26 protein-coding genes are annotated in these 25,801 nt (G+C 39.3%); 20 read left to right on the forward strand and 6 right to left on the reverse strand.

All coding sequences use genetic code 11. The annotated features are described in order from the left end of the window. Positions 1 to 48: 48 nt before the first annotated feature. The 4 genes from gcvH to ACSVH6_RS03835 all read left to right on the forward strand — a co-directional run bounded on the left by gcvH (position 49) and on the right by ACSVH6_RS03835 (position 3,739). Positions 49 to 429 (forward strand): glycine cleavage system protein GcvH, encoded by a 381-nt coding sequence (gene gcvH, locus ACSVH6_RS03820; RefSeq protein ID WP_438075700.1) that lies wholly within the window; start codon positions 49 to 51, stop codon positions 427 to 429. Next, complete coding sequence (locus tag ACSVH6_RS03825) at positions 422 to 790, forward strand: VanZ family protein (RefSeq protein WP_438075701.1); 369 nt, start codon at positions 422 to 424, stop codon at positions 788 to 790. Before gcvH ends, ACSVH6_RS03825 begins: the two co-directional genes overlap by 8 nt. A gap of 72 nt (positions 791 to 862) precedes the next feature. Further along, positions 863 to 1,606, forward strand: a complete 744-nt coding sequence (gene deoC / locus ACSVH6_RS03830; protein WP_438075702.1) for a deoxyribose-phosphate aldolase — start codon at positions 863 to 865, stop codon at positions 1,604 to 1,606. 18 nt (positions 1,607 to 1,624) lie between these two features. Then, positions 1,625 to 3,739 carry a gliding motility protein RemB gene (locus ACSVH6_RS03835; protein ID WP_438075704.1) on the forward strand — a complete coding sequence of 705 codons (2,115 nt, stop codon included), beginning with the start codon at positions 1,625 to 1,627 and terminating at the stop codon, positions 3,737 to 3,739. Between the two features lie 41 nt (positions 3,740 to 3,780). Here the strand turns inward: ACSVH6_RS03835 and ACSVH6_RS03840 are convergent, their stop codons facing one another. Continuing rightward, positions 3,781 to 3,930 (reverse strand): hypothetical protein, encoded by a 150-nt coding sequence (locus ACSVH6_RS03840; protein ID WP_438075706.1) that lies wholly within the window; start codon positions 3,928 to 3,930, stop codon positions 3,781 to 3,783. A 205-nt stretch (positions 3,931 to 4,135) separates the two neighbouring features. Between ACSVH6_RS03840 and cyoE the strand changes: the two genes are divergently transcribed. The 8 genes from cyoE (at position 4,136) to ACSVH6_RS03880 (ending at position 9,374) form a co-directional block, all read left to right on the forward strand. Then, entirely contained in the window at positions 4,136 to 5,038 is a 903-nt protein-coding gene (cyoE, locus tag ACSVH6_RS03845; RefSeq protein WP_438075708.1) for a heme o synthase, read from the forward strand. 1 nt (position 5,039) lies between these two features. Further along, a complete protein-coding gene (locus tag ACSVH6_RS03850; RefSeq protein ID WP_438075710.1) occupies positions 5,040 to 5,630 on the forward strand; it encodes a cytochrome c oxidase subunit 3 in 591 nt (196 codons plus the stop codon). 43 nt (positions 5,631 to 5,673) lie between these two features. Continuing rightward, on the forward strand, positions 5,674 to 6,705 hold the full coding sequence (locus ACSVH6_RS03855) for a cytochrome c oxidase subunit 3 (RefSeq protein ID WP_438075712.1): 1,032 nt from the start codon (positions 5,674 to 5,676) through the stop codon (positions 6,703 to 6,705). A 22-nt stretch (positions 6,706 to 6,727) separates the two neighbouring features. Then, positions 6,728 to 7,084, forward strand: a complete 357-nt coding sequence (locus ACSVH6_RS03860) for a cytochrome C oxidase subunit IV family protein (protein WP_438075713.1) — start codon at positions 6,728 to 6,730, stop codon at positions 7,082 to 7,084. 76 nt (positions 7,085 to 7,160) lie between these two features. Then, positions 7,161 to 7,817 (forward strand): hypothetical protein, encoded by a 657-nt coding sequence (locus tag ACSVH6_RS03865; RefSeq protein ID WP_438075715.1) that lies wholly within the window; start codon positions 7,161 to 7,163, stop codon positions 7,815 to 7,817. A gap of 16 nt (positions 7,818 to 7,833) precedes the next feature. Continuing rightward, a complete protein-coding gene (locus ACSVH6_RS03870; RefSeq protein ID WP_438075717.1) occupies positions 7,834 to 8,514 on the forward strand; it encodes an SCO family protein in 681 nt (226 codons plus the stop codon). Then, the gene (locus ACSVH6_RS03875; protein WP_438075718.1) at positions 8,507 to 9,103 is read left to right on the forward strand and encodes a DUF420 domain-containing protein; all 597 of its coding nucleotides are present in this window, start codon (positions 8,507 to 8,509) and stop codon (positions 9,101 to 9,103) included. The genes ACSVH6_RS03870 and ACSVH6_RS03875 overlap by 8 nt, the downstream gene beginning before the upstream one ends. After that, on the forward strand, positions 9,093 to 9,374 hold the full coding sequence (locus ACSVH6_RS03880) for a hypothetical protein (protein ID WP_438075720.1): 282 nt from the start codon (positions 9,093 to 9,095) through the stop codon (positions 9,372 to 9,374). Before ACSVH6_RS03875 ends, ACSVH6_RS03880 begins: the two co-directional genes overlap by 11 nt. On the opposite strand, the gene ACSVH6_RS03885 is transcribed toward ACSVH6_RS03880, so the two are convergent. After that, the gene (locus ACSVH6_RS03885; RefSeq protein WP_438075722.1) at positions 9,375 to 10,766 is read right to left on the reverse strand and encodes a DUF4403 family protein; all 1,392 of its coding nucleotides are present in this window, start codon (positions 10,764 to 10,766) and stop codon (positions 9,375 to 9,377) included. 163 nt (positions 10,767 to 10,929) lie between these two features. Between ACSVH6_RS03885 and ACSVH6_RS03890 the strand changes: the two genes are divergently transcribed. The 7 genes from ACSVH6_RS03890 to ACSVH6_RS03920 all read left to right on the forward strand — a co-directional run bounded on the left by ACSVH6_RS03890 (position 10,930) and on the right by ACSVH6_RS03920 (position 18,852). Beyond that, positions 10,930 to 12,375: a TolC family protein gene (locus ACSVH6_RS03890; protein ID WP_438075724.1), complete on the forward strand. Its 1,446-nt coding sequence runs from the start codon at positions 10,930 to 10,932 to the stop codon at positions 12,373 to 12,375. Between the two features lie 3 nt (positions 12,376 to 12,378). Next, entirely contained in the window at positions 12,379 to 13,683 is a 1,305-nt protein-coding gene (locus ACSVH6_RS03895) for an efflux RND transporter periplasmic adaptor subunit (RefSeq protein WP_438075726.1), read from the forward strand. Positions 13,684 to 13,695: 12 nt separating this feature from the next. Next, positions 13,696 to 14,361 carry a tRNA (adenosine(37)-N6)-threonylcarbamoyltransferase complex dimerization subunit type 1 TsaB gene (tsaB, locus tag ACSVH6_RS03900; protein ID WP_438075728.1) on the forward strand — a complete coding sequence of 222 codons (666 nt, stop codon included), beginning with the start codon at positions 13,696 to 13,698 and terminating at the stop codon, positions 14,359 to 14,361. A gap of 444 nt (positions 14,362 to 14,805) precedes the next feature. Next, positions 14,806 to 15,408 (forward strand): hypothetical protein, encoded by a 603-nt coding sequence (locus ACSVH6_RS03905; protein WP_438075730.1) that lies wholly within the window; start codon positions 14,806 to 14,808, stop codon positions 15,406 to 15,408. 12 nt (positions 15,409 to 15,420) lie between these two features. Beyond that, entirely contained in the window at positions 15,421 to 17,802 is a 2,382-nt protein-coding gene (locus tag ACSVH6_RS03910; protein WP_438075731.1) for a DUF5686 family protein, read from the forward strand. Between the two features lie 4 nt (positions 17,803 to 17,806). Further along, complete coding sequence (locus tag ACSVH6_RS03915; RefSeq protein WP_438075733.1) at positions 17,807 to 18,463, forward strand: hypothetical protein; 657 nt, start codon at positions 17,807 to 17,809, stop codon at positions 18,461 to 18,463. Further along, positions 18,460 to 18,852 (forward strand): hypothetical protein, encoded by a 393-nt coding sequence (locus ACSVH6_RS03920; RefSeq protein WP_438075735.1) that lies wholly within the window; start codon positions 18,460 to 18,462, stop codon positions 18,850 to 18,852. The genes ACSVH6_RS03915 and ACSVH6_RS03920 overlap by 4 nt, the downstream gene beginning before the upstream one ends. 53 nt (positions 18,853 to 18,905) lie before the next feature. On the opposite strand, the gene ACSVH6_RS03925 is transcribed toward ACSVH6_RS03920, so the two are convergent. The 4 genes from ACSVH6_RS03925 to ACSVH6_RS03940 all read right to left on the reverse strand — a co-directional run bounded on the left by ACSVH6_RS03925 (position 18,906) and on the right by ACSVH6_RS03940 (position 23,265). After that, entirely contained in the window at positions 18,906 to 19,739 is an 834-nt protein-coding gene (locus ACSVH6_RS03925) for a mechanosensitive ion channel family protein (RefSeq protein WP_438075737.1), read from the reverse strand. A 64-nt stretch (positions 19,740 to 19,803) separates the two neighbouring features. Next, a complete protein-coding gene (locus ACSVH6_RS03930; protein ID WP_438075739.1) occupies positions 19,804 to 20,163 on the reverse strand; it encodes a hypothetical protein in 360 nt (119 codons plus the stop codon). 46 nt (positions 20,164 to 20,209) lie between these two features. Further along, positions 20,210 to 22,231, reverse strand: a complete 2,022-nt coding sequence (locus tag ACSVH6_RS03935) for a thioredoxin domain-containing protein (RefSeq protein WP_438075740.1) — start codon at positions 22,229 to 22,231, stop codon at positions 20,210 to 20,212. Positions 22,232 to 22,368: 137 nt separating this feature from the next. Beyond that, entirely contained in the window at positions 22,369 to 23,265 is an 897-nt protein-coding gene (locus ACSVH6_RS03940) for a NifU family protein (RefSeq protein ID WP_438075742.1), read from the reverse strand. 130 nt (positions 23,266 to 23,395) lie between these two features. On the opposite strand from ACSVH6_RS03940, the gene ACSVH6_RS03945 reads away from it, so the two are divergent. Next, a partial coding sequence (locus ACSVH6_RS03945; RefSeq protein WP_438075744.1) for a choice-of-anchor L domain-containing protein occupies positions 23,396 to 25,801 on the forward strand: 2,406 nt, incomplete at its 3' end.

Consider the following 25,801-nt stretch of genomic DNA (forward strand, 5'->3'; position numbering starts at 1 on the left):
TCTCTCCAGAAATCATACTTTTGGAGAAAATTAAATAACTACAAACTAATGAACATACCAAGTAATTTAAAGTATACCAAAGACCACGAATGGGTTTTAATTGAAGGCGACACTGCTACAGTAGGAATTACCGATTTTGCTCAAAAAGAATTGGGCGATATCGTTTATGTTGAAGTAGAAACTCTTGACCAAACCTTAGACAAAGATGAAGTATTCGGAACGGTAGAAGCCGTGAAAACCGTATCAGATTTGTTCTTGCCGTTATCTGGTGAAATCATTGAATTTAATGATGATTTAGAATCCAATCCGGAAGCTGTCAATAGTGATCCGTATGGAAAAGGATGGATGATTAAAGTGAAAATTGCCAATGCCGCTGAAGCAGAAGAATTGCTTTCTGCCGACGCGTACAAAGAGCTTATTGGTGCTTAAAAAAACTCTAAAAGCTTTGGCCATAGGCTGGACAGCTGTTATCGCTGTGCTGTGTCTGGTTAAGTTTGGAAAGTTGCCAACCATTCCGCTTTCGGGAGCCGACAAATACGTTCACTTTACCTTTCATTTTATTTTTACCCTGCTCTGGGGTCATGTGCTTTGGCTTGGCCAAAATTCCCGAAGTCTGAAAATAATAGCCAAAGTAGTAGCGGTCTCTTTAGTGTACGGCATACTGATAGAGTTCTTACAGGAAACTTGTACTCTAACCAGGCATGCTGACATACTGGATGTCCTGGCCAATTTGAGCGGAGCAGTAATGGCTTTTCTGGTTTTTGTTTTTCTCAAAAAATATAAAGACTGACGAAATAAAATCAGCTCGTAGTAAACCCATAAAGTCCCGATGTAAGTCGGGATTTTTTTTTACTTTTATCCCATGAATATAAAACAATACCTCGATTCCACTTATCTGAAAACGGCCGAGCAGGCCGGTCTTTCAGAAGCAGATAACAATACCGTTGTCCAAGGGTTTATTCAGGAAGCCATAGACGAAGGGTTTAAATTGATTATGATTCGGCCGGACAAAGTAAAGATGGCCAGGGAAATGATTGCCAAAGCCAAATCGAAAGTGCTGGTAGGTACTGTGATTTCCTTCCCCGAAGGAACTGATTCTTTAGAAGAGAAACTGGCTGAAGCCCTACAGGCTATAGAAGACGGTGCCGACGAATTGGATTATGTAGCCAATTACGAAGCGTTCAAAAGAGGAGAAACCGATTTGGTAAAAAACGAAATTTACAATGGAACGCTATTGGGATTGGAAAACCACAAAGCCGTCAAATGGATTATAGAAGTGGCTGCCTTGACCGATGCTCAGATTATACAGTTCTCCGCTTTGATTAAGAATGTGGTCATTACCAATTTCAAAGAAAACTGTCTGCCCAATGTTTTCGTAAAATCGTCTACCGGTTTTTATAAAACCGAAAACGGATTGCCCAACGGCGCTACCTTTCCAACCATTATCATGATGCTTGAAAATGCCTCGCCACTTCCGGTAAAGGCTGCCGGTGGTGTCAGAACCTATGAAGAAGCGGAGGAGATGATTCGCCTTGGTGTGAAACGCATCGGTACTTCAGCAGCCAAAACAATTGCTAACGGCGAGACCGCTTCCGGCAATTATTAATTTATTATTTCCCTGCAAATGAAAAAAATAATTCTTCTTTTAAGTTGCACTGTTGTCTTTGTGTGTAAGGCCCAAGTCTCGAAAATAACCGAACGTTTTCCGGTTTTTCCGGCCTGTCAGGGGATGGAACATCAGGCATTGGAAACCTGCTTTAACAATCAGGTTCAGGACTTTGTTTACAACCATTTTAAAGTACCGCAAAAGCTTCAGGAAAGCAATTACAAAGGATTTGTCAATGTGCTCTTTGAAGTAAACAACGAAGGAACCTTCAAAGTAATGTATGTGGATGCCATTGATGAAACTTTAGTGGCAGAAAGTAAAAGGGTTTTCGGGATGTTCCCTAAAATCAGTCCGGCGACCTACAACGGCAATCCGACGTATGCCAAGTATACGATTAAAATCGCCATTCCATTACAAAGTGCGGCTGAAACTCAGGCTCAAAAAGAAGCGGAAGCGCAGACTGAAAAAGTATCATTTAAATTTACGCCAAATGACCGACAGTTGCCGGAACTGGACAGTATTAAGTATAAAAAATTCACCAATCCGCAGTACGAAAGCCATTTGAATATTCCTTTCTCGCACAGCTATTATTCGCAGTTTGATGACGAAATGAATCAGATTGGCGCCAACAATCATACGGCTTCCAAACCCTATAATTATGCCGAAGTAACCAAGTATTATAACTTAAAGGAAGAAAACCAAAAGCTGCTGAAAAACAAACAAGGCTGGTGGGGCCGAAAGTTTTGGAACGAAAATCTGGTCGAGTTTCAAGGAGAAGATTACTGGTTTACGTTCAACCCTATTGTTGATTTGCAATTCGGAAAGAGTGATCCTTCGGTGTCAAAATATACGTATGTCAATACCCGAGGGGTTCAGTTTAACGGAGGGTTGGGTAAAGAGCTCAACTTTACCACTACAATTTATGAAAGCCAGGGCCGATTTGCCGACTACTTCAACCGCTATGCGGAATCGATAAAGCCTGACGGCGGAAACCCGGCGATTATCCCCGGGATTGGAATTGCCAAAGAATTCAAGTCGGATGCTTATGACTTTCCAATGGCAGAAGCCAATTTGTCTTATACGCCCAGCAAATTCATCAACCTGAATTTGGGTTACGGAAAGAACTTTATCGGAGACGGATATCGTTCGTTGCTGTTAGGCGACGGGGCCAGTCCGTATCCGTATTTAAAACTGAATACCACTTTTTGGAAAATAAAATACACCAACGTTTATACCTGGCTCAAAGATGTACGCCCCGAAGTTACCGTGGACCGAACGTATGCCACTAAGTTTGCTGCGAGTCACTACTTGAGTTTGAATGTTACCAGCCGTTGGAATTTGGGCTTCTTTGAATCGGTAATTTGGACCAATAAGAACAATCGCGGTTTCGATATGAGTTTTGTGAATCCGATTATTTTCTACCGTTCCGTGGAGTTTGAATCTTCGGCACGTACCGGAAACGCTATGTTGGGATTAACTACGAAATACAAGTTTAGCAATCAGGTGAATTTCTACGGTCAGTTCCTGTTGGATGAGTTTTCGTTAAACGATATGAAGGCCGGAAAAAAAAGCTGGAAAAACAAATACGGTTACCAATTGGGTGTCAAATACTACAATGCATTTAACATTAAAAACCTGTTGTTGCAGGCAGAGTACAATCACGTGAGACCGTATGTATATGCCCACAGTGACCCTATTACCAACTATGGTCACAACAATCAGAGTTTAGGACACCCGTGGGGCGGGAACTTTAAGGAGTTCATTGCCATTGCCCGTTACCATCATGGACGCTATTTTGCCGACGCCAAAGTGACGGTGGGTGAACGCGGCTTGGATTTTAATAACGGTACGGACAACTTTAATTACGGAAGTGATATTTACCGGGACTACGATGAGAACCGTCCGTATGATGAGAATGTAAACATTGGTCAAGGGAATAAAACCAAAGTATTTATTGCCGACATTCAGGCGGGATATCTGATTAATCCGGCGACAAACATGAAATTGTTCGGTAGTTTTATTTACCGCAATTTCAACCCGATGACGGAAACCGCCACAGCCATTAAAGAAAGCACTACTTGGTTTTCGGTAGGCTTGCGCTGTGATATTTTCAACTGGTATTTTGATTATTAGGAATCAAAATCCCTACTGTAACCTCACACCCGATAGACTTTTTAAGTGTATCGGGTGTTTTGTTTTGAAGTTTGAATTGCTTTATGCAATACTTTGTTACCATTTTTGCGCATGATGAAGCGGATTCTTCCGCAGTATCCTTTAAAACGACGGCGGTCATTTTGCAATTTGACGGCGGTCGTTTTGTTCAAAGTTCAGCAGGTTTTTATAATTTGACGGCGGTCATTTTATCGAAAGTTGCGCAACTTTCAGACTAAACCTGCTGAGGATGTAAAAAGGAGTAGCGCAAAGCGGAATACTTCGCTTCAAACGTAAAAAACACGAAATATATCTCCAATATTTTTTTGTCAAATCATTTTCTATAAAGTACCTTTGCGCCAGTTTTAAAAACCACGAATGGGCGCTACCGCAACTACATTTTCCTTGAAGCAAATTGCTGTTGATTTTAAAGAAATCACCAAAGCAGGTTTGGCGGTAAGCGTGGTCTTCTCTTCCATTGCCGGTTACTTGCTCGGCGTGGTTGATTTTGCTGATTTAAAAGTTACCACTTTATTGATGTTGGCTTTAGGAGGGTATTGCATGGTGGGCGCTTCCAATGCGTTCAATCAGGTGATTGAAAAAGATTTGGATGCCTTGATGGACCGTACCAAGAACCGTCCGGTGGCTTCGGGTCGTATGTCGCCTAATCATGCGTTGTTTGTGGCCAGCCTGCTGACTATTGTCGGGTTGATTCTTTTGTATTTGATTAATCCGAAGTCGGCCATGTTCGGGGCGATTTCGATATTTTTATATACCAGTATTTACACGCCGCTTAAAACGGTAACGCCGCTGTCTGTTTTTGTGGGGGCATTTCCGGGAGCGATACCTTTTATGCTGGGTTGGGTCGCCGCTACCAATCAGTTTGGAATTGAAGCAGGAACTCTTTTTCTGATTCAGTTTTTTTGGCAGTTTCCTCATTTCTGGGCTATCGGGTGGTTTTTGTATGACGATTATGAAAAGGCAGGCTTTTTCATGCTGCCTACCGGAAAGAAAGACAATTCTACGGCTTTGCAGACTATTTTGTATTCGGTTTGGTTGTTATTGGCTTCGTTAATTCCGTGTTTGGGATATACCGGACGATTATTTCTTTCGCCAATTGCGGCAGTAGTTGTATTTTTGTTGGGACTTTGGATGATTTTTTATGCGATAAAGTTGTATCAGTTGCGTACCGCCAAAGCCGCCAGAACCCTGATGCTGGTGAGTGTTTTGTACATCAGTTTGTTACAAATAGTATATATAACAGATAAATTTTTAAGATAATATGGCAACAACAATCATGACTGCCGAAGAACATAAAGCCCGTACCTCACGATCGTACAAACTGTTGCTGTGGTTTGCCATGGCGAGTATGACGATGATGTTTGCCGGGATTACGAGTGCTTTTGTGGTAAGTAAGTCCAGAGAGGACTGGATGAAAGATTTTCATTTACCAACGGCTTTTTATTTCAGTACGCTGGCCATAGTGCTGTGCAGCGTTACATTTCATTTGGCGAAGAAAGCCATTCAGAAAGACAACAGAGCGGCCACCACTAATTTTCTTTGGGCTACCTTAGCCTTGGGAATTGGCTTTGTGATTTTACAATTTGTGGGCTTCCGACAAGTGATGGAAGCGGGGTATTATTTCACCGGTCCGGAGAGTAATATTGCCACGACTTTTCTGTATGTGATAGCGGTGTTACACTTGGCACACCTTGCAGGAGGGCTGATTTCGCTTTTAATCATAATTTATAATCATTTTAAACAAAAATACAATTCAGGGCAAACGCTTGGAATTGAGCTAGGTGCAATCTACTGGCACTTTCTTGATTTCTTATGGATTTGTTTGTTTTTGTTTTTATATTTCTTTAAATAAGAAAAAAAATCTAAATTTGGGAACTTTTTAACTAATAACTTTTATGGGAGCTACAGTTACTACTGGAAATAACAACGTAAATACTTGGGGTGGCGGAAACGAGCCAATGGGGGCCAGTTACGGCAAATTGATGATGTGGTTTTTTATCGTATCGGATGCCTTGACCTTCTCAGGTTTTCTTGCAGCCTACGGGTTTTCTCGATTCAAATTTATTAACAACTGGCCGATTGCGGATGAAGTGTTTACGCACTTTCCGTTCATGCACGGAGTAGAAGCTCCGATGTATTATGTGGCGTTGATGACATTTATATTGATTTTCTCATCAGTAACCATGGTATTGGCAGTGGATGCCGGTCACCAAATGAAACAAAAGAAAGTAGCTTTCTACATGTTGCTGACAATAATCGGAGGTTTAATCTTCGTGGGTTCTCAAGCCTGGGAGTGGAAAAACTTCATCAGCGGAGAATACGGAGCAGTAGAAACGAAAGGAGGAAGCATCATTCAATTTGTAAACAAAGAAGGAGAGCGTGTTAAATTAGCCGACTTCGCGGTGAGACTACCGGGACAAAGAGAAGAGTTGACCCGCAGCAAAGCCAAATGGTTTATGAAAGATGAAGAAACGTTGGCCTCGTACTCAGTTGCTGAAGTACAAGCCGGTTTCAAAGCGCATCCTGAATTGTTAATCAGAACAGAAAAAATCTACAGAGATACTCCGGAAGACAGAGCCAATAAAACATTGCAACCGGGATTGAATAAAAACAAACACCGAGAAGTTTTAACTCGTGCTGAATCGGAAGTAATGGTAGGAAATGCTCACATTGTTGTTGAAGGAGCTAACCTTAAAAGAAATGAATACGGAAGCAAGTTGTTTGCTGATTTCTTCTTCTTTATTACCGGTTTCCACGGTTTCCACGTATTCTCAGGAGTTGTGATTAACTTCATCATCTTTCTGAATGTGGTTTTAGGAACTTATGAAAAAAGAAAAACCTACGAAATGGTTGAGAAAGTTGGACTTTACTGGCACTTTGTTGACTTGGTTTGGGTTTTCGTATTTACATTCTTCTACTTAGTTTAATTTTTAGAAAAGTCTACACATTATGTCACACGCACACGAACACGTTTCAAATACAAAAAGAATCTGGATGGTTTTTGCCCTTCTGTCTGTAGTCACTACAGTTGAAGTGTTTTTAGGAATTCAAAGACCTGACTTTTTATTCATGCACAATTTTATCAGCATGAACTTATTGAACTGGGTATTCATCATCTTAACCTTGTATAAAGCTTATTACATTGTTTGGGCTTTCATGCACATGGAGGGAGAAAGAAGCAGTTTGAGATGGGCCGTAGTAGCCACCGTTATTTTCCTTGTATTGTACTTACTATTTATACTTCTCGTAGAAGCAGATTACGTTTTCGAGGTTTTTAAAAATGCCACTATTAAATGGAATTTTTAACACTATATTAATTCAAAAAAAAGGGTACGCATTGCGTACCTTTTTTTATTTTTGTACGACCAATTCTTCATTTGGAATGAAAAAAAATATTGTCCTTTTTGTGTTGTTTGTTTTGCCTATAGTTGCATACCTCTTCTTTGCTTCGGGTGTAAACAGTTTTATCACATTGCCTACCATTACTAAAACCATCCCCGACGTTAATCCGAACTGGAAATCCCTGAACGGAGAAGCTGTTACCCTGAATCAAAAGATTACGGTTTTGGGTTTTGCCGGTGAAAATCTGATGGACAACAGCGGCAATTTTTTTACCCTGAATCAAAAGATTTATAACAACTACCACGAGTTTAAAGATTTTCAGTTTGTATTTATCGCACCCGAAGGAACTCAGCCGCAGGCGGAGCGTTTGGTCAAAGAATTAGGCAAGATTTCAAATATGTCCGGATACCATTTTGTGTTTGCTTCCAAAGCCGAAATACAAAAGTATTACGCCCAATTGAAATTGCTGGGGAAACTGGATGATAAAGCCGGAACCCCGATAGTGTATATCATTGACAAAAAGAGAAACCTTCGCGGTCGAAAAGGAAAGAGTGTTCAAGGAGCCCCTGAGTACAAAGAGGGGTACAATACCACTTCGGCAGCCGATCTGCACAATGATATGGTGGATGATGTGAAAATCATTTTAGCCGAATATCGTTTGGCATTAAAAAGAAACAATGCTTATCGTAAAATTTAGCATTTTTTGAAAGAAGATGAAAAAGTCATACATTGGAATATCGTTTGTGATCTTGGTTTTCGGAATCATTTTTATTCCCAAAATCATAGACCGAATTACAAGTGGAACCGTGGTTCAGGGCGACCGTATTGATGCGGTGTCGAACCATAAAAATAAAGAAACAGGATTGCAGGTAATCGGCCCGGCGCCTAAATTCATTCTGACCGATCAGAACGGGAATAAAGTCAGCAACAAGAGTTACATGGGCAAAGTATATGTCGTAGAGTTTTTCTTTTCTACCTGCCCGTCTATTTGCCCTATAATGAACAAGAATATGGTGGATATTCAAAATGCCTTTTTCGGCAACCCCAATTTCGGTATTGCTTCCATTTCTATCGATCCGGAGCATGACACACAAGAAGTGCTCAAGCAGCATGCCGAGCTTTTGGGCGTGAAGTCTGCCAATTGGCATATGTTAACCGGAGACAAACAATACATCTTTGATATAGCCAACAAAGGATTTAATTTGTATGCCGGCGAAAATAAGAATGTCAAAGGCGGTTTCGAACATTCAGGACTCTTTGCCTTGATTGATAAAAAAGGGTTTGTTCGTTGTCGAAAAGATGATTCAGGAAATCCTATTTTGTATTACGACGGACTGGAGAAAAAAGGAGTAAAAGCAATTCAAGAAGATATTAAAAAGCTATTAAATGAGTAATTCAGAAGAAACACCAACATTAGAAAAAAAATTTAAGGGTTCAATCATTGCCATTTCCATCATCATTCCGGTTGCGGTGGCTTTACTTTTTTCGGTAAAGTTGAAAGATTTAGGATTTGATGTGGAGCCTTTGTCTTTTTTACCACCCATTTACGCTGGGATTAACGGGATCACGGCGCTGTTACTGATATTGGCAGTCAGAGCCATTAAAAAAGGTAACCGGGAAACGCATGAAAAGTTGATGACCATGGCCATTGGCTGTTCGGTTATTTTTTTGGTAATGTATGTGGCGTATCATATGACTGCAGGCGACACCAAATTCGGAGACAGTAATGGAGACGGAATTTTAGATGTTGTGGAAAAAGCACAAGTAGGCGCGATACGCTTTGTTTACTACTTTATTTTGATTACCCACATAATGCTTTCTGTTATCATCATCCCTATGGTTTTGTTTACTTATGTCAGAGCTTTGTCAGAACAATTTGACCGTCATAAAAAATTAGCCAAGATTACTTTTCCAATCTGGTTGTATGTGGCCGTTACCGGGGTGATTGTTTACTTAATGATTTCTCCTTATTATGTTAAGTAAAGAAACCAAAGCCGCAGCGGGAAAAGGCAAACGCAGCAAAATAGTTTTTGTTTTATCGCTTATGGCTTTTGGATTGTCTCTTGCTGCCAATGCACAATGCGCCATGTGTCGTGCCTCTTTAGAAAGCGAAGGGAATAAAACCAAAGTAGAAGCCGTCAATGACGGTATCGTTTTTTTGATGGCCATTCCTTATATTCTAGTAGCGGTTATCAGTTTTGTGGTGTATAAGATGTATGCCAAAAAGAGAACGCAAAGTCAGGATTCACAATAATCAATCCATTCCGTCAATCTTCACGTTCATTTTACCGGTGGCGGTGATAAAGGCAATCATGGCCTTATCGGTGACTTCCATTTTTTCAAATTCAAAATCATTCAGGCTGCCGTTCACAAAAACACCTTTCATGGGCGAATAGTTGCTCAAATAAGGCAGCAGGTTTTTCTTGCCTTCTTCTAAATTTCCTTTGATAGAATAACGACAATTTTCCTGGATTTTTTTCAGAATCATCCCTTGCAACAGCCAGTTGGCGGTTTTAGTAAGCAGTCCTTTGGTGCTCAAAACATAATCCATTTGATCGAAAAAGATTTCTTTGGTCACCGCATTATAGTTTGGTATCCCCGAAAGATAAATGGTTCCGTTGATACTTCCGGTCATGTCTAACGCAATGATGATTTTGCTGTCGCGATGCCAAAGCCCCACATTCTGCACCACAATTTTTCGACTACCCGAAACGAATTCTTTGCCTTGAAAATTAGCAGTGATGATTTTTCCGGCACTTTCATAAGTAGAAATGGCAGCAACGTTTGCCGTTACCTTATCCGGAACTTTGGTCACGGGTTTGAAAGCAATGGCCTCACGGCTGAAGTCGCTCTTGGGTTGTTGTCCTACCATAGTTTGCATGTTGCATTTTAAACCCAAATCCATGTTGATTTTGCTTTGGACAATTTTAGCATCAGTTACATATACTTCCATTGGAATCAGTTTGAACCAAGCCTGATACATTTCACTGGTTAAAAACGGGGTACTCATTTTTTCCAAAACGTCTAAGACATAGGGTTTGAAATCACAAGTTTTTTCAATCGCATCATCAATCTTTTTGGCAATTTTGGCTTTAAAAATCGAAAGTGTCGGATTGATGATATACGTGATGGGCACATTTCTTCCGGCCACAACTATGGTGGGACTTTCCGACCAACTGAAATCTTCAATTTTGGAAGTTGTTGTCATCTTCCAGTTCGATAAATGAACATCGCTGTTCAGGATAATGGTGCCGTTTAAATTAATTTCCCGGGTATCGTTCATCCCCATGAAGTCGGTGCCGTATTTGAAACGGGACCAAATCTTTAGCGGTAGGATACTTTGAATCTTGCCGTCTTTTTCGATGAGTTTAATAGGAGCTGTTTTAGTGATTTTCATTTCGGAATTGTCATCGTTTAAATTGTCATCATTGTAAATCTGACCATTTAGCGTTTTGTTCAATTGGTTTTCAATTTCTTTTAAAGAGATTTCCAACGGCATGTTGACAAACGAAGTTTTGGTCGTAAAAACCATCGGAGCGTCGTCAGAAGGCAACGGTTTTAATGCGTCAATTCGTTTGGCAGTGGAGCATTCGGTTAATGATATAGCCAATAGCAGCAAAACAAATGTTGATTTTAAAGAGGACATAATCGAAATAAATTTTTGACAAAAATAAATGTAAAAGCGCAATAATAGTGTAACATAATTAAAAAAGTAAAGTCTAAGAATGTAAGTCTTGGCAAAGCGATTTCAAAGACAAAAATCATATCTTTGTTCATCCGGGACGTGAAGCTTTTCTAACCAAACCACTATGAAAGAAATAATAAAAAAAGCAGTCTTACTTTTTTCTGTTTTGCTTTTTGCAGCCACCGCTTCAGCTCAAGTTAAGAAATGGACGATTCAGGAATGTGTGGAATACGCGCTCAAAAACAACATTTCCATCAAACAATCAGAGTTAGATTTACAAGCCACCGGCATCGATAAAAAATTGGCGATTGGTAATTTTCTGCCCAGTTTAAATGGGGGCGCTTCCCATTCCTGGAACATCGGTTTGAACCAAAACATCACAACCGGACTTCTCGAAAATCAAACCATACAATATACCTCGGCTAGCCTCAATTCGGATATCACCATTTACAATGGGTTGCAAAATCAAAACCGCCTGCGCCGGGCCAAATTAGCTCAGTTGGGAGCGCAATACCAACTGACCAAAATGCAGGATGATATCTCCTTGTATGTGGCGAATGCCTATTTGGATATTCTGTTCAACAAGGAAAACCTTAAAGTCCAAAAAAACCAACAGGATAATGACGAGAAGCAGTTGTCCAAAACACAGGAGCTGGTGGATGCCGGCTCAGTACCCAGAGGGGACTTGCTGGATATGAAAGCGACGGTAGCGGCGGATAAACAAAAAGTAGTTGCTGCTGAAAACAGTTTGCTCATTTCCCGATTGAGTTTGGCGCAGTTGCTGAAATTGGATGACTTTGCCAATTTTGACATAGCCGATGTGGATATGGAAGCGAAACCGAGTCCTGTCATGGCTGAAACTCCCGAAGCTATAGTGGCCAAAGCCAACGAAGTTCGCGTGGAAATCAAAATTGCCCGAAGTAATTTAGATTTGGCGGCCAAGGATATCGCCATCACTAAAGGAGCATTACAACCAAGACTTACCGGGTTTTACAGCTTCAGTACCCGAGCAAGTTACTCTGACAGAGTCTCAGGATATGCCTTAAGCACAACCAATCCCACCGCTGTTATCGGGCAGGTGGAAGGAACCGGACAAAATGTGATACAGCCCAATTATTTGCCGATTTTCAGCAAAGCGGCACCCGTTTTTGAGCAGTTTAGTGACAACAAGGGACATAATTTCGGGTTGCAACTGACGGTTCCTATTTTCAATGGGTTTACGGCCCGAGGCAATGTTGCCCGCAGCAAAGTCAATTATGAAAAATCTAAAAATGCATTTGAACAAGCCAAATTGGATTTAGAGACGAATGTGTACAAAGCGATAACGGATGCCAAGGGAGCGCTAAATACCTATGAAGCGTCACTGGCCACGGCAGAAGCCCGTCAGGAAGCGTTTAATTATGCCAAAGAGAAATATGCTGTTGGGATGATGAACGCCTTCGATTTTAATCAATCGCAAACACTTTATACCAATGCGCAATCCGATGCAATTCGTGCCAAATACGACTACATTTTTAAAATGAAAGTAGTTGAACTTTATTTCGGAATCCCAATCATTCAAAAACCATAAATCATGTCAAAGAAAAGAATATACTGGCTAACGGGAATAGTAGTAGCAATAATCATCATTTTAATGGTGATGTCCAAGTTTGGTGTTTTTGGTAACAAAAACAAAGGAACAGAAGTAGAGACCGCAGCTGCCGATGAAATCACTATAGTTGAAACGGTTTCCGCAACCGGGAAAATTCAACCCGAAATAGAAGTAAAAATATCGTCTCAGGTTTCAGGTGAAATTATTGACTTGCCGGTAAAAGAAGGGCAAGTGGTAAAGAAAGGGGACCTTTTGGTGAAAATCAATCCTGATTTATATACTTCGGGATTAAAACGTTCCGTCTCTAATTTATCCGGGACCAGAGCAGGATTGAATCAAGCCGATGCTAATTTTCAGGAAGCTAAAGCAAACTATGAGAGAAGCAAAATTTTGTTTGATAAAGGCATCATTTCAAAATCAGATTGGGATAAAGCTGAAGCTGCTTTCAAAAGTGCAAAAGCAAACAAAGAATCGGCGTATTATAATGTAGAGAGTGCTTCAGCCACGGTTACCGAATCCAAAGATAATTTGGGAAGAACCACCATTTATGCTCCGGCTGATGGAACAGTTTCCAAACTGAATGTTGAGTTAGGGGAGCGAATTTTAGGAACGCAACAAATGGCAGGAACCGAGCTTTTGAGAGTAGCCAATCTCAATAATATGGAAGTGGAAGTGGATGTAAACGAGAATGACATTGTGAAAATCAACATAGGCGACAGTACCAAAATCCAGGTAGATGCGTATTTGAAAAAAGAATTCAAAGGGATAGTAACCAGTATTTCTAATTCGGCCAGTACTGCTACCACAGCCGATCAGGTGACCAATTTTAAAGTAAAAGTGAGAATCTTAAAAGAATCGTATCAGGATTTGTTAAAAGGGAAACCGGAAACCTATTCGCCATTCCGACCTGGGATGACCGCAACCGTGGACATTATCACCAAGCGAAAAGAAAAAGTAATCGGGGTTCCAATCAGTTCGGTGGTTGTCAAATCAGATACGGCAACAACGAAGAAACCGGAGATGAAAGAAGGGGGAGAAGACAAAAAAATTACGACTAAAAGCGATAAAAAATTTGAATGCGTTTTCGTGAAAGTCGGAGACAAAGCAAAAATAAGAGTGATTAAAACAGGTATTCAGGATGATACCAATATTGAGGTGATTTCCGGCTTGAAGAAGGGGGATGTGGTTATTACCGGACCCTACACCACTGTAACCAAAGACTTGAATTCGGGTGATAAAGTAACCACTAAAGATACTCCGGACAAAGAAAAATCTGTTAAAAAATAAATCTGCACCACCTTGACCTACATCATCAATATAGAAACCGCTACTAAAAATTGCTCCGTTTCTTTGGCTAAAGACGGCATTACCGTGTCATGCAAAGAAATTGCGGAACAAGGATATTCTCATGCAGAGAAGTTACACGTTTTTATTGAAGAAATTTTAAAAGAGACCGGTGTTACGGTGAGGGATTTAAAAGCCATAGCCGTGAGCAAAGGACCGGGTTCTTATACCGGTTTGCGCATTGGGGTTTCTACCGCTAAAGGATTGTGTTATTCATTAGGCATACCTTTAATTGCGATTGATACGTTACAGGTTTTAGCCCAAAAAGTGGTCATAGAAAACGGATTGATTGTACCCATGATTGATGCGAGAAGAATGGAAGTATACAGTGCTGTTTTTCATGCCAATCATACCCAATTGAGAGAAGTTCAAGCTGAAGTTTTGAACGAACAGAGTTATAATGACACGTCGGAAACAATTTATTTTATTGGCGATTGTCAGGAAAAATGTCAAACGGTTTTAACGAAGCCCAACTTTGTTTTTCTTCCCAAAATTGTATTTCCTTCCGCCCATGAAATGAGTTTGCTCAGTTTTGAAAAATTCAAGCAAAACCAATTTGAGGATGTGGCTTATTTTGAGCCGTTTTATCTCAAAGATTTCATGTTGTCCAAAAAGCCATAATTATTCTTTTACAGCCCTTCTCCAAACGGCTGATATTTCTTTTCCAAGGTATGCTGTAAGGTACTTGACTGCAGCTACGGAATCCATATTTTTATTTTAGAGATGTTTCTTGTCTATTTGCTTAACGATGAGAAAGATAGGTTTTGTAATTTAACAAAAAGTACACTTTTTGTGTAGTAAAATTCCAATATTACTTGTTATTTTTACTATGTCAAATAACATTAAACTTAAGTAATGGTGTACAACCGGCTCACCCCCGCTTCGTGACAGGAGACAAACAATAATCGACTTTGTCAGGACAGTTACAGATTCTGAAGTTTCTTTAGAAGGTTTGTTGGTGACTTCAGCAGAATTAAACAAACCACAAAAAAAGCAGCCTTACCTTAAAGTGTTTTGGAAGACAAAAGATAAGACTGCAAATAATTAAAAATTATAAACAAAAATATGAAAAAAATAGTTTTTGGCGTAATGGCCACCGTTTCTTTTGTATTGCATACAATGGGTCAAAAAAACAATTCCTATAATGCTGTTGGGGTTGATTTTGTAAAAGCGTTGAGAATTTTACAAAACGATTATGACAATGGGAAAATAAAAGAGATTAATCAAACTACTACAGATTACTATCTCGGTATTCTGCCAATAAAGGCGACAGTAAATGAAGAGGTAGTGGGAAATACGGTTAATGCCTTGAAGACTTCTAATGTTAAGGATATGGTTATGAATTCTAAGCTGACAGATTTTTCAAAAGAAATTTTACTGCAATCACAAACCAATGCGCCGGATATAGAAGCACTGGTTGATAAGGTGAACCATCAAAAATTATCAGCCTCCGAAAGTGAGGTTGTGCTGACTTCGTTGGCAATAACGTACAACTTAAATCAAACCGAATCCTTCAGCAAGTGTCATATTGACGGTCAAACGGGACCTAATGCTTGTCAAGCGGCAGGGGCACTTCTCGGACTACTGGTCGGTGAGGCACTTTGCGGTCCTTTATGTGCCGTGGGAGGAGCCATAATTGGAGCTGCTTGGGGTTCTTCTAAAGATTAATGCTATGCTTTTATGAAACATACATTCTGTTTTTTGCTTTGTCTTATACTGACCCGGAGTTATGGTCAAGAATTCATCCGGGGGACAGTTGTTGACAAGGAAACCAAACTTCCGTTGGCTTTTGCAAATTTGAGTGTTAAGAATACGGATATCACCTTCATTTGTGATGTCAACGGCAAATTCTCATTTGTTAACCATTCGCAAAGCAATATCCTGATTTGTACCTATGTTGGTTTTAAAAAAGCAGAATGTATATTTCATAAAAATGAAACTATTGTAATTGAATTAGAGCCTGTACTCAATGATTTAAAAGAAGTTGTTATCAACGCCGCGGACAATCCTGCCAACGGTATTATTGAAAAGGTGATTGTTTTTAAAGAAAAAAACAATCCTGAGAACGTAAAGTCTTTTCAATATTCCTGTTACAATAAAATCATTTACGACTATAACTTTTTGGGAAATGACAAAACGGACAGCCTCCAATTGAGACAAAAACTCAGAGGAACTCATTTTTTTATGATGGAATCCGTAACCGAAAGAAAATTCATGAAACCCAATTTAAGCGAAGAAGTCGTGATTGGAACTAAGGTTTCTGGGTTTAAAAATCCTTCTTTTGCTTCAATAGCAACAGATTTTCAGCCGTTTTCATTTTATAATGACAACATCAAATTTTTCAATATTAACTATCTTAATCCTATTAGTAAAGGGAGTTTAAAGAAATATAAGTTCCATTTGGAAGAAACCGTAATGAGGGAGAAGGATACAATCTATATCATCTCCTTCAAACCGAAAGCGAATAAAAATTTTGATGGCTTAAAAGGAGTACTTTATATCAATTCGAAAAAATTTGCGGTTCAAAATGTTGTAGCATCTCCTGCTGAAAAAGGAAAAATAGACATTAAAATTCAGCAAAAATATTCTTTGCAGGATAATGAATACTGGTTTCCCGAGCAATTAAATTTCAGCATTCAGTTTAACCATTTCCCGAATGAGCATACTCCCATGGTAATTGATGGCAAATCCTATATAAGTCAAGTTAAACTGAATTTGCCGCTGGATAAAAATGGGTTCGGTCTTCAGAGCGTGAGATTAGACGAGGCATCGGCCTCTAAAGATTCTTTGTTTTGGAAAAAGTACCGAGTAGAACCTTTGAACACTGTTGATCAAAAGACTTATCGGGTAATGGACAGCATTGGTCAAAAAAAGAATTTTGATTCTTACCTCTCCATAGTGGAAAAGATACTACAGGGTAAGTACCCTTTGAAATGCCTTGATGTTGATTTGTCGAAAACTCTGCTGTACAATAGATATGAGGGATTGCGTATTGGTTCCGGGTTTTATACCAATGAAAGAATTTCTCGAAAGTTTAGCTTGGGCGCTTTTCTGGGCTATGGTGTTAAAGATAAAGCGTTGAAATACGGAGGAGAATTTATTTTTCGGCTTCTTAAAAATAATGAAGGCCAACTGGGGATTCATTATCAAAATAATTTGATTGAAACCGGAAGTTACAGTAACAGGTCAGCAGAAGACAATTTTTTAAATTTCAGGAGATTCATAGGATATCAATACGATGCAATAAATGAGATTGGTGTTTCAATTCATTTTAGGAGTTTCAAATATATTTTATGGGATTTGAGGTTTAACCAATCCAAAACAACTCCAAAGTATAGCTATGAATTCATTTTCGGCAATCAGAGTTTTACCCATTATAACAACAGTACCGTTAAGTTGGATTTGAGATTTGCCTACAGAGAAAAATTTGTCAACTCCTTTCATCAAAATATCAGCACGGGAACCAAGAATCCAATTGTTTTTGTTTCTTTTTCAAAAGGCTTCAAAGACTTTTTCAAAGGAGATTTTGACTATACCAAAATAGAACTGGCTGTAGAACAATCTCTATACACCAGAAATATCGGAGCGACAAGGTATAGAGTCGAAACCGGCTATGTTAACAAATCATTGCCCTATGGACTATTATTCACCGGGGAAGGGAGTCATGATAAAAACATGCTGTTGATTATGAAGAATACGTTTCAAACGATGCTTCCGTATGAATTTTTATCCGATCGCTATGTGAATTTATTTTTGTCGCACAATTTCGGTGGATTGGTGTTTAAAAGAAACAAGTTTCAACCGGTTCTATGGTGGCACAACAATATAGGTTGGGGAGCTCTATCTCATGAAGCGTTTCATAAGCTGATTGAGTTTAAAACAAAGGATAAGATGTATCTTGAAACGGGAGTTGAGTTTGATAATTTGATTAAGATTAATTATTTCAATTTGGCTGATATTGGTTTCGGTGTCGGAGGCTATTACAGGTATGGCTATTATTCCAACCCGGAATTCAAGGACAATATAGCCTTACGGTTTACTGCAAATATCTCTATAAAATAATCCAATGATCGGGTTGATTTTAAACGTTAAAAGAAACTATTGCTTTTTTTTATGGGCTCTTGTTTCAGTAAGTACTATTGCACAAAAGAACATTGAAAATTTAAAGTTTCAGCAAAACACCATTTATGTTTTTTGCCGGGGAACGAAAACGAAAGCGGGATTCATCGCCGGAAAATTCAATACTAAGGACAGGTTAATCACCCATGTTGGAATTGGTTTTGTTGAAAATGACCAATTGAAAATTTATAACGTTATTGATTGTGACACCACCAAAACAGCATTGGTCATAGATGACTTAAAATCATTTGTTTGTGATAAAGCCTATTACCTAAGTGTTTGGAAGTGTAAAAATAATTCCCGCGAATTCCTGAAGTTAAGAGAGGCCTGTCAAAAGTATGGCAGCAGGAAAATATTTTTCGATTATGCGTTCAACTTAAACGGAAAAGACGATTTGTTGTATTGTTCCGAATTTTGTTCAAGAGTGCTTCGGATTGCTAATTCAGAAAAATTCAATTTCCATCCTAAAAAGATGAAGCTAGAATCCTTTTACAAAGCTGTTTTGAGAAGAGATGAGTTGCTGTATTATCCGGTAGATTTTTTTCAGGAAAGCCAAAACTTCACAAAAATTTTTGAAACTAATTTTAAAACAGAAAAATCATGAAAAAATATTTTTTAATCCTACTCACAGCCTTTCCTCTTTTTCTATTTTCACAATCTGATTTTGAAAAAACAATACAGGCGGGTGGCGCACTAATCAATGGTTTGAGTTTTTTTAAAGGAAATAAAACTTCTGATGCTAAAACGGTAATAATGCTGTGTGTTAAAAACAAATTGCCTGAAAAAATAACCTTTAAAATAACCGGGAAAGACAAGGATGATAATGAGATCAAAAAGGATTTGGTTATTCAAAACGATGGGAAAGAATGCTTTCTGGAAATCCCCAAAGGGGTTTATACTTACGAGGTCATTTTAAGCAACAAAGACACTTTTAAAAAGGGAGAATACAAGTTTGATGATGATGTCACCATTACCATCAAAAAAGAAGAATAAAGCCCCTGGCATGCCAATCAAAAACGGGTTTTGTCTGTGATTGTGGTTTAATTTTACTGTTTCGAAGCTTCTCTGACATAAGGTTGAACCACTATGCCGGCGGAATCAAACGCCTCTTTGCAATGCTCTAAAATATCCGAACACATGTCGCCAAAATCAGGGTTTTTAGACCAAGGTTTAATCGATAAGTGAATGGCAGAATCACTCAAATCTCTCACAGAAACTGTTGGAGCCGGAGTTTTCAATACTTTCGGATGATTTTGCATGACCTGTAGTACGATGTCTTTTGCGGTTTTAATATTAGTTTCATAGGAAAGTGAAAATAACAAATCGGCTCTGCGAATCCCGGCTACGGAGTAATTGATAATCGTTCCGTTGGACAAATTGCCGTTTGGCACAAAAATGGTCTGGTTATTTCCCGTAATCAATTTGGTTACAAAAATTTGAATCTCACTGACCACACCGGTTACTCCTTGAGCTTCTATCGTATCTCCTACACGAAACGGTTTGAATAAAATAATAAGCACCCCGCCTGCAAAATTGGACAATGAACCTTGTAACGATAAACCAACGGCTAAGCCTGCGGCACCCAAAATGGCAACAAAAGAAGAAGTTTCAATGCCCAGTTTGGAAATGAACGTTACAAATAACAATACTCTCAAGGCCCATAATAAACTATCGGCCAGAAATTTGGACAATGTGGGATCCAATTCGCGTTTTACCATAATTTTTTTGGCCAAACGATTGATAAAACGAATGGTATATAACCCGACAAAAAGTATGACAAAAGCTGAAATTAATTTGGGCGAATAATCGATTAAGACTTTGATAAAATTATCTGCATATTCGGCAAACGAATGAATATAATGTAGTTCTTGTTTTTCCATGGAATGATAAAAAAATCCCGACGAATCGGGATAAAGTATGGTACAAAAATAAGAATTTTAAAAATTAATCAGCATCCTCCTCAACCCGATTTGTGACATTTTTAACAGCCTCTTCGGCGTGTTCGGAAGCATCGTCAGCAAACGAACTTACCTTTGCTTTGACCGTTTCCCCAGCATTGTCGGTAAGCTCACTTACTTTTTCTTTAGCACTGCTTACCAAATCGTCAATAGTATCAGCAGCTTGTGGTACATATTCAGTAACCTTTTCTTTCGCAGTTTCTACAAAATCTTCTACTTTGTCCATCATTGGTTCTGCCATTTCTTTTGCTTTGTCAATGGCCTCATCAATAAAATTGTCAGTGGTGTCTACGGCTTTCCCTTTGGCGCCGCCAAACAGATTCTTAAAAAAATCCCCTAATCCCATGGTTGTTGTTTTAATTGGTTATCACTAACAATATTACGATTTTTTTCTAATTTTTCAATGAGATTTCGTGTTTAATTTCCTCGAAATCAGATGTTGGGCTTTGGCAGGTTTTGTTTTGGCACAAATAAAATAAAGTTTTGTTTTCGGTGTAACGATTGATTAAAAAAGGAAGATTTGAATCGGTTTGGGTTCCGGCAATCACAATATTCGGCAAATAATTTTGATTTATTTTTGCCACATAATCCAATGCCTTTTCACCGCAAATGGCCAACTCCTGATTTTGTTCCGAAAAGTTCAAAAACACGTTAAGCCAGTTGGAATAAGCGGAAGGATAATCAACCGCAGGAATTATGTTTTGCACCATTTGTCTGGCTGTGGTTTCGTAATACTGGTTGTTAAAATAGATACTCAAACGGAATAAATTGCCTGCCATCACTGAGTTTGCAGCCGGAATCACATTGTCTTCCACTTCAAAATGAGCTGTAATTAGCTCCGTGTCTTTTTGTGAAGTGAACAGAAAGAATTGGGCTTTTTCGTCATAAAAAAAGTCAAAGCAGTAATCGGTCAGTTGTTTGGCATTTTTCAGCCAGCTTTCGTTCAAAGTCACTTCGTACAAACTGATAAAAAGCTGAATCACATGAGCATAATCTTCAAGATAACCGTTAATGGTAGCCTTGTCATTTTTATGGGTGCGCCACAAATTCCCTTCAGCATGCCACATTTTTGAGGTAATAAAATCCGCATTTTGTAAAGCAATGGACAAATATTTCGGGTTGCCTAATGCTTTGTATGCCTCGACAAAGCCTTTGCTTGCAATGGCGTTCCAGGAAGTCAGGCATTTGTCATCCAATCTGGGTTTGCTTCGTTTTTCTCTCTCGGAGTATAGTTTTTGTTCCCAGCTTTTTTTCTTTTGTTCTAAAGTCACTACAGAAATGGGATACTTTTGCGCTATTTCTTCCAAAGATTGATTTTGAATCAAAACATAATTGTCGTGTTCCCAATGACCAAAATCATTGATATTGAAAACCTCCGAAAACAAATCAAAATCAGAACCGAGGATATTTTGTAATTCCGGTTTTTTCCAAACATAAAAAGCACCTTCTTCCAAATGCTGTTCTGCATTCAAACTATCGGCATCGAGTGCGGAATAGAAACTGCCTTCAGCAGTAAGCCATTCTTTTTCGATAAATGTCAAAGTTTTTTCGATGATTTCTTTATACAGTTTATTTCCGCTCAGTTTATAGGCGTTGGCATACAGTGAAACCAATTGACCGTTATCGTAAAGCATCTTTTCAAAATGAGGGACATGCCATTTCATATCCACGGAGTAGCGCGAAAAACCACCGTCAAGGGTGTCGAACAGACCTCCGTAAGCCATTTTGGTCAAAGTCAGATGTGCAAAATCGAGCAAGGACCAGTTGTTTGTTTGGTGTCCGTAGCGCAACAGGAATTCGTAATTGGTTGGCATCATGAATTTAGGCGCGCGTGCCATACCGCCAAATTCCCAATCAAAACTTTTTTGCCATTTTTCAACCAGTTTTTCCAAAATTTCAAAATTGAAATCAGTTGGAGCGTGAGTTTGTATGACACTTAGAGATTGTAATCCTTCATGAAGTTTCTCGGCATATTCCAAAATCGTTTCCGGGTTTTGCTTATACAATTCCTGAAGTTTTTCCAAGGCGTTTATCCAATCGTTTTTTCTGAAATAGGTACCTCCCCAAATCGGTCTACCATCGGGGAGTGCCACCACATTCATGGGCCATCCGCCTTGACCGGTCATGACTTGCACGGCTTTCATGTAGACCGCATCAATGTCCGGTCGTTCTTCACGGTCAATTTTGATGTTGATAAAATCAGCATTCATGACGGCAGCTACTTCATGGTCTTCAAAACTTTCGTGTTCCATCACATGGCACCAATGACAGGCTGAATAACCAATACTGATGATGATGAGTTTGTTTTCTTTTTGAGCTTGCGCCAATGCGTTTGTATTCCAGGCTTTCCAATGCACCGGATTGTTGGCATGTTGCAAAAGATAAGGGCTGGTTTCGTATTGTAGTTCGTTCATAATGTGTTTGTTTTAGCCCTGATTGCAGCGAAAATCCTCGAAGAGATTGTAGCGGAAAGCAGGAAACAGCTTCAAAAAGTGAATAAAAAAGCGCCCGGTTTACAGACGCTTAAAAGTAGTTTTTATTTTGCAATAAATTATCCGTTTAGTGCTTCCACCACAATGTCTTTGTCGTTCAGCATGTCTTTGAGCATGTTTTCGATGCCGCTTTTTAAGGTAAAAGTAGAAGAAGGACAACCATTACAGGCGCCTTGAAGCACCACTTTTACACGCTTTTGGTTTTCATCAAAAGAATCAAAGAGAATGTTACCGCCATCAGCAGCTACCGCCGGTTTTACATATTCTTCCAAAATGTTGATGATTTGCTGCGATGTGGTATCCAGATTGTCAAAGTTCTTGATTTGCTGTTTTTCTTGTTTTTCGGTGTTTTCAATCTGACTTTCGTCGATGACGGTTCCGCCATTTTCTATAAATTGTTTGATGAAGGTTCTTAGCTCAAGAGTAATTTCGTCCCAGGAAATGCTGTCGTATTTGGTTATCGAGATGTAATTTTCGGCTATGAAAATTTCTTTTACAAAATGAAATTTGAACAACTCCTGTGCTATAGGGGAAGGCTTGGCTTCGTCTATATTTTTGAATTCCGCAGCAGTTTTGGTCAACGCCTTATTGACTACGAATTTGAGAGAGGCCGGATTGGGTGTGGTTTCCCCATAAACTGAAATGGGTTGTTTTCGGATGGGATTTTCATTAGGCAGCACAATTACGCCTCCATTGGTAACGTAATTTTCAATTTGTTCTGCCACTGCATCCTGCACATCTGACCATTCCACGATGCTGAATCTTTCAATAGCGATGAAATTCCCTGAAATGTAAACTGTTTTGACAAACGGTAGGTAGAAAAGTTGTTGTGCCAGAGGGGAGTTTTTAGCTTCATCAATGTTCTTATATTCAAAACTCTCATTTTGAGTGATAAAATCGGGAAATTCAAATTTTAAAATGGTTGGATTTTGAGTTTCTTTTATAGTGATTTTCATAGTAATAGTATATTTTTTTGCAAATTTAACAAACTTATTTTCCATGAATACTTATATTTGGACATTTAAACAAGAAATTAACATATTGGGGTTTTTTTATCGCACGAAAAACTCTGAAAAACAAGCATATATGAAGAGAATACTACTCCCTCTTTTTTTATTCTTAGCAGGATATAATTCCTTCGCTCAGCCTATTACGGTTAACACCACCACATATACAGTTCCTCAGCTGGTTCAAGATGTTTTGTTTGCAGCTCCTCCCGGAGGAGGAGGTTCCTCTTGTGTGGGTACCATTAGCAATATTTCATGGAGTACCGGAACGAATTTTGACCCATTGAATCCTAATGGGATTGGTTATTTTCAGAATACAAATCCAAATTTCCCTTTGACTTCAGGGGTGATTTTGAGTACCGGTGATGTTAACGAAGCACCGGGGCCTAATAATACAACGCAAGGAAATGGGGATTGGCCGGGAGATAATGATTTGTTTAATTATATTTCCGGATTAGGAATCGACCCGTTTTTAAACAGTTACAACGATGCAACCGTCTTAGAGTTTGATTTTACTCCATTAACCACAACGATGAGTTTTGACTTCCTTTTTGCCTCGGAAGAGTATGGGACTTTTCAATGTGATTATTCAGATTCTTTTGCCTTTTTCCTGACCAATGTAACCGCTGGTACGGCTCCTACTAATTTGGCGTTAATTCCGAGTACAGCCACGCCAATCTCAGTGGTAACTATCAGAGATAATACCTATAATGCAGGTTGTTCTTCTCAAAATGTGACTTATTTTGGGAATTATAACGGAGGAGGAAATGCAGCCACAGCGGCGACTAATTTTAACGGGGAAACAGTTATGATGACCGCCAGTTCTGCGGTTATTCCAAACAATGTTTACCACATCAAGTTGGTAGTTGCAGACCGAAATGACAACAGTTATGATTCTGCAGTGTTTTTAGGCGGAGGAAGTTTTAATATTGGTTCTCCTTCCATTGGTGGGACAGGAACTTACTCAGGATTGAATGATTTCACGGGGCCGAATGCAGTTTGTGGTTCTGCAGCTGTTACGGTTCAGGCTGGGACTGTGCCGATATCCGGAGTGACTTACAGTTGGACTTTGGACGGAAATCCAATTCCGGGAGCCAATACTTACAATTACACTCTAGATCAGGCCGGAACTTATTGCGTTACTCTGACGTATCCGGGCGGATGTACCCAAACCGATTGTACGGTTGTGGAACATATTCCTTCTTTAGTACTCGGTACACCAAGTACATTGGTAGAGTGCAGTGCCTCGGATGTATTCAATTTGACCGACAATCAGGCGGCTATTTTAAACGGAATGTCAAATACAGTAAGTTATTACCACACTTTGGCAAATGCGCAGCAACTTTTTGCTCCAATTGCCAATCCAACAAATTACACCGGATTTAACGGAGAAATTATATACGTTGCTGTCGAAGACGATATCACCGGATGTATCACGACCACGCAATTTACTTTAAGTATTAATCCCGGGATGTGTGTACAGGCCACAACGCCACCCGATTTGATTGAATATGAGACGACGTTAAATTCAGGAGTCTCTACTTTTGATTTTACGCCTCAAACACCAATTATTCTGGGGCTTAATAGTCCTATGGGATACACGGTTACTTACTATTTGACTCAAGCGGATGCTGACGCCGGAACGAATCCGATTACTTCCATCAGTTCTTTTGTCAATTCTTCCAATCCTCAAACCATTTTTGTGAGACTAGAGGATAATGCCAATACAGCAAGCTATGATACTACCAGTTTTAATTTGATTGTAGTAGCCTTGCCTTCTGTTTTGATTACTTCAAATGTGTCTTCGGTTTGTAATGGTGATACAGCTATAGTTACTTTTAACGGAACGCCAAATGGTATTGTTGATTATACCGTAAACGGAACGCCAAACCAGATTGTTCTGAATGCAGCAGGAACAAATTCAATTGTTACTCCACCTGTAACGGGTCCAACAGTCTACGATTTGGTGAGCATTACCACCACTACAATTGCGGGTACTATCACCCAACCGGAATCAGGTACAGTTACGATTACAGTTACTCCGCCGCCTGTAATTTCCAATCCAACCCCATACGTTGTATGTGATGATAATAATGATGGTTTTTCGTGTTTGTTTGATTTAACTACTAAAATAAATGAAATCACCGGTGGTGATCCTAATCTTGTGGTTGATTTTTATGAAACTTCAACCAGCACTACAGCTATAAACCAGTCTGTTTTATATTGTAATATTGCTCCCGGTACTCAAACTTTATATATCAAAGTTTACAATACTGCCTCGCCTACTTGTTATTCGACTACCACGCTACAATTAGTTATAAACCCATTACCACTAGCCAATCCGGTAATTACGGATTACGAGTTGTGTGATTACAACAATCCGAACGATGGTTTTGAGCAGTTTACTTTAAACACCAAAGATTTGGAGATTGCCAATGGCCAATCCAATGTTACGGTTACGTATTACCTGACTCAGGCAGATGCC

This window comes from Flavobacterium sp. XGLA_31 (assembly GCF_051547105.1).
GTDB lineage: Bacteria > Bacteroidota > Bacteroidia > Flavobacteriales > Flavobacteriaceae > Flavobacterium.

Excerpts from the sequence above, each read along its gene's own strand:
- ACSVH6_RS03935 (WP_438075740.1), bottom strand. The coding sequence starts at position 22,231 with ATGAACGAACTACAATACGAAACCAGCCCTTATCTTTTGCAACATGCC.
- deoC (WP_438075702.1), top strand. The coding sequence starts at position 863 with ATGAATATAAAACAATACCTCGATTCCACTTATCTGAAAACGGCCGAG.
- ACSVH6_RS03855 (WP_438075712.1), top strand. The coding sequence starts at position 5,674 with ATGGGAGCTACAGTTACTACTGGAAATAACAACGTAAATACTTGGGGT.
- ACSVH6_RS03865 (WP_438075715.1), top strand. The coding sequence starts at position 7,161 with ATGAAAAAAAATATTGTCCTTTTTGTGTTGTTTGTTTTGCCTATAGTT.
- ACSVH6_RS03860 (WP_438075713.1), top strand. The coding sequence starts at position 6,728 with ATGTCACACGCACACGAACACGTTTCAAATACAAAAAGAATCTGGATG.
- ACSVH6_RS03895 (WP_438075726.1), top strand. The coding sequence starts at position 12,379 with ATGTCAAAGAAAAGAATATACTGGCTAACGGGAATAGTAGTAGCAATA.
- ACSVH6_RS03920 (WP_438075735.1), top strand. The coding sequence starts at position 18,460 with ATGAAAAAATATTTTTTAATCCTACTCACAGCCTTTCCTCTTTTTCTA.
- ACSVH6_RS03910 (WP_438075731.1), top strand. The coding sequence starts at position 15,421 with ATGAAACATACATTCTGTTTTTTGCTTTGTCTTATACTGACCCGGAGT.
- ACSVH6_RS03940 (WP_438075742.1), bottom strand. The coding sequence starts at position 23,265 with ATGAAAATCACTATAAAAGAAACTCAAAATCCAACCATTTTAAAATTT.
- cyoE (WP_438075708.1), top strand. The coding sequence starts at position 4,136 with ATGGGCGCTACCGCAACTACATTTTCCTTGAAGCAAATTGCTGTTGAT.
- ACSVH6_RS03930 (WP_438075739.1), bottom strand. The coding sequence starts at position 20,163 with ATGGGATTAGGGGATTTTTTTAAGAATCTGTTTGGCGGCGCCAAAGGG.
- ACSVH6_RS03850 (WP_438075710.1), top strand. The coding sequence starts at position 5,040 with ATGGCAACAACAATCATGACTGCCGAAGAACATAAAGCCCGTACCTCA.
- ACSVH6_RS03835 (WP_438075704.1), top strand. The coding sequence starts at position 1,625 with ATGAAAAAAATAATTCTTCTTTTAAGTTGCACTGTTGTCTTTGTGTGT.
- ACSVH6_RS03890 (WP_438075724.1), top strand. The coding sequence starts at position 10,930 with ATGAAAGAAATAATAAAAAAAGCAGTCTTACTTTTTTCTGTTTTGCTT.
- ACSVH6_RS03925 (WP_438075737.1), bottom strand. The coding sequence starts at position 19,739 with ATGGAAAAACAAGAACTACATTATATTCATTCGTTTGCCGAATATGCA.
- ACSVH6_RS03905 (WP_438075730.1), top strand. The coding sequence starts at position 14,806 with ATGAAAAAAATAGTTTTTGGCGTAATGGCCACCGTTTCTTTTGTATTG.
- gcvH (WP_438075700.1), top strand. The coding sequence starts at position 49 with ATGAACATACCAAGTAATTTAAAGTATACCAAAGACCACGAATGGGTT.
- ACSVH6_RS03870 (WP_438075717.1), top strand. The coding sequence starts at position 7,834 with ATGAAAAAGTCATACATTGGAATATCGTTTGTGATCTTGGTTTTCGGA.
- ACSVH6_RS03915 (WP_438075733.1), top strand. The coding sequence starts at position 17,807 with ATGATCGGGTTGATTTTAAACGTTAAAAGAAACTATTGCTTTTTTTTA.
- ACSVH6_RS03885 (WP_438075722.1), bottom strand. The coding sequence starts at position 10,766 with ATGTCCTCTTTAAAATCAACATTTGTTTTGCTGCTATTGGCTATATCA.
- ACSVH6_RS03880 (WP_438075720.1), top strand. The coding sequence starts at position 9,093 with ATGTTAAGTAAAGAAACCAAAGCCGCAGCGGGAAAAGGCAAACGCAGC.
- ACSVH6_RS03875 (WP_438075718.1), top strand. The coding sequence starts at position 8,507 with ATGAGTAATTCAGAAGAAACACCAACATTAGAAAAAAAATTTAAGGGT.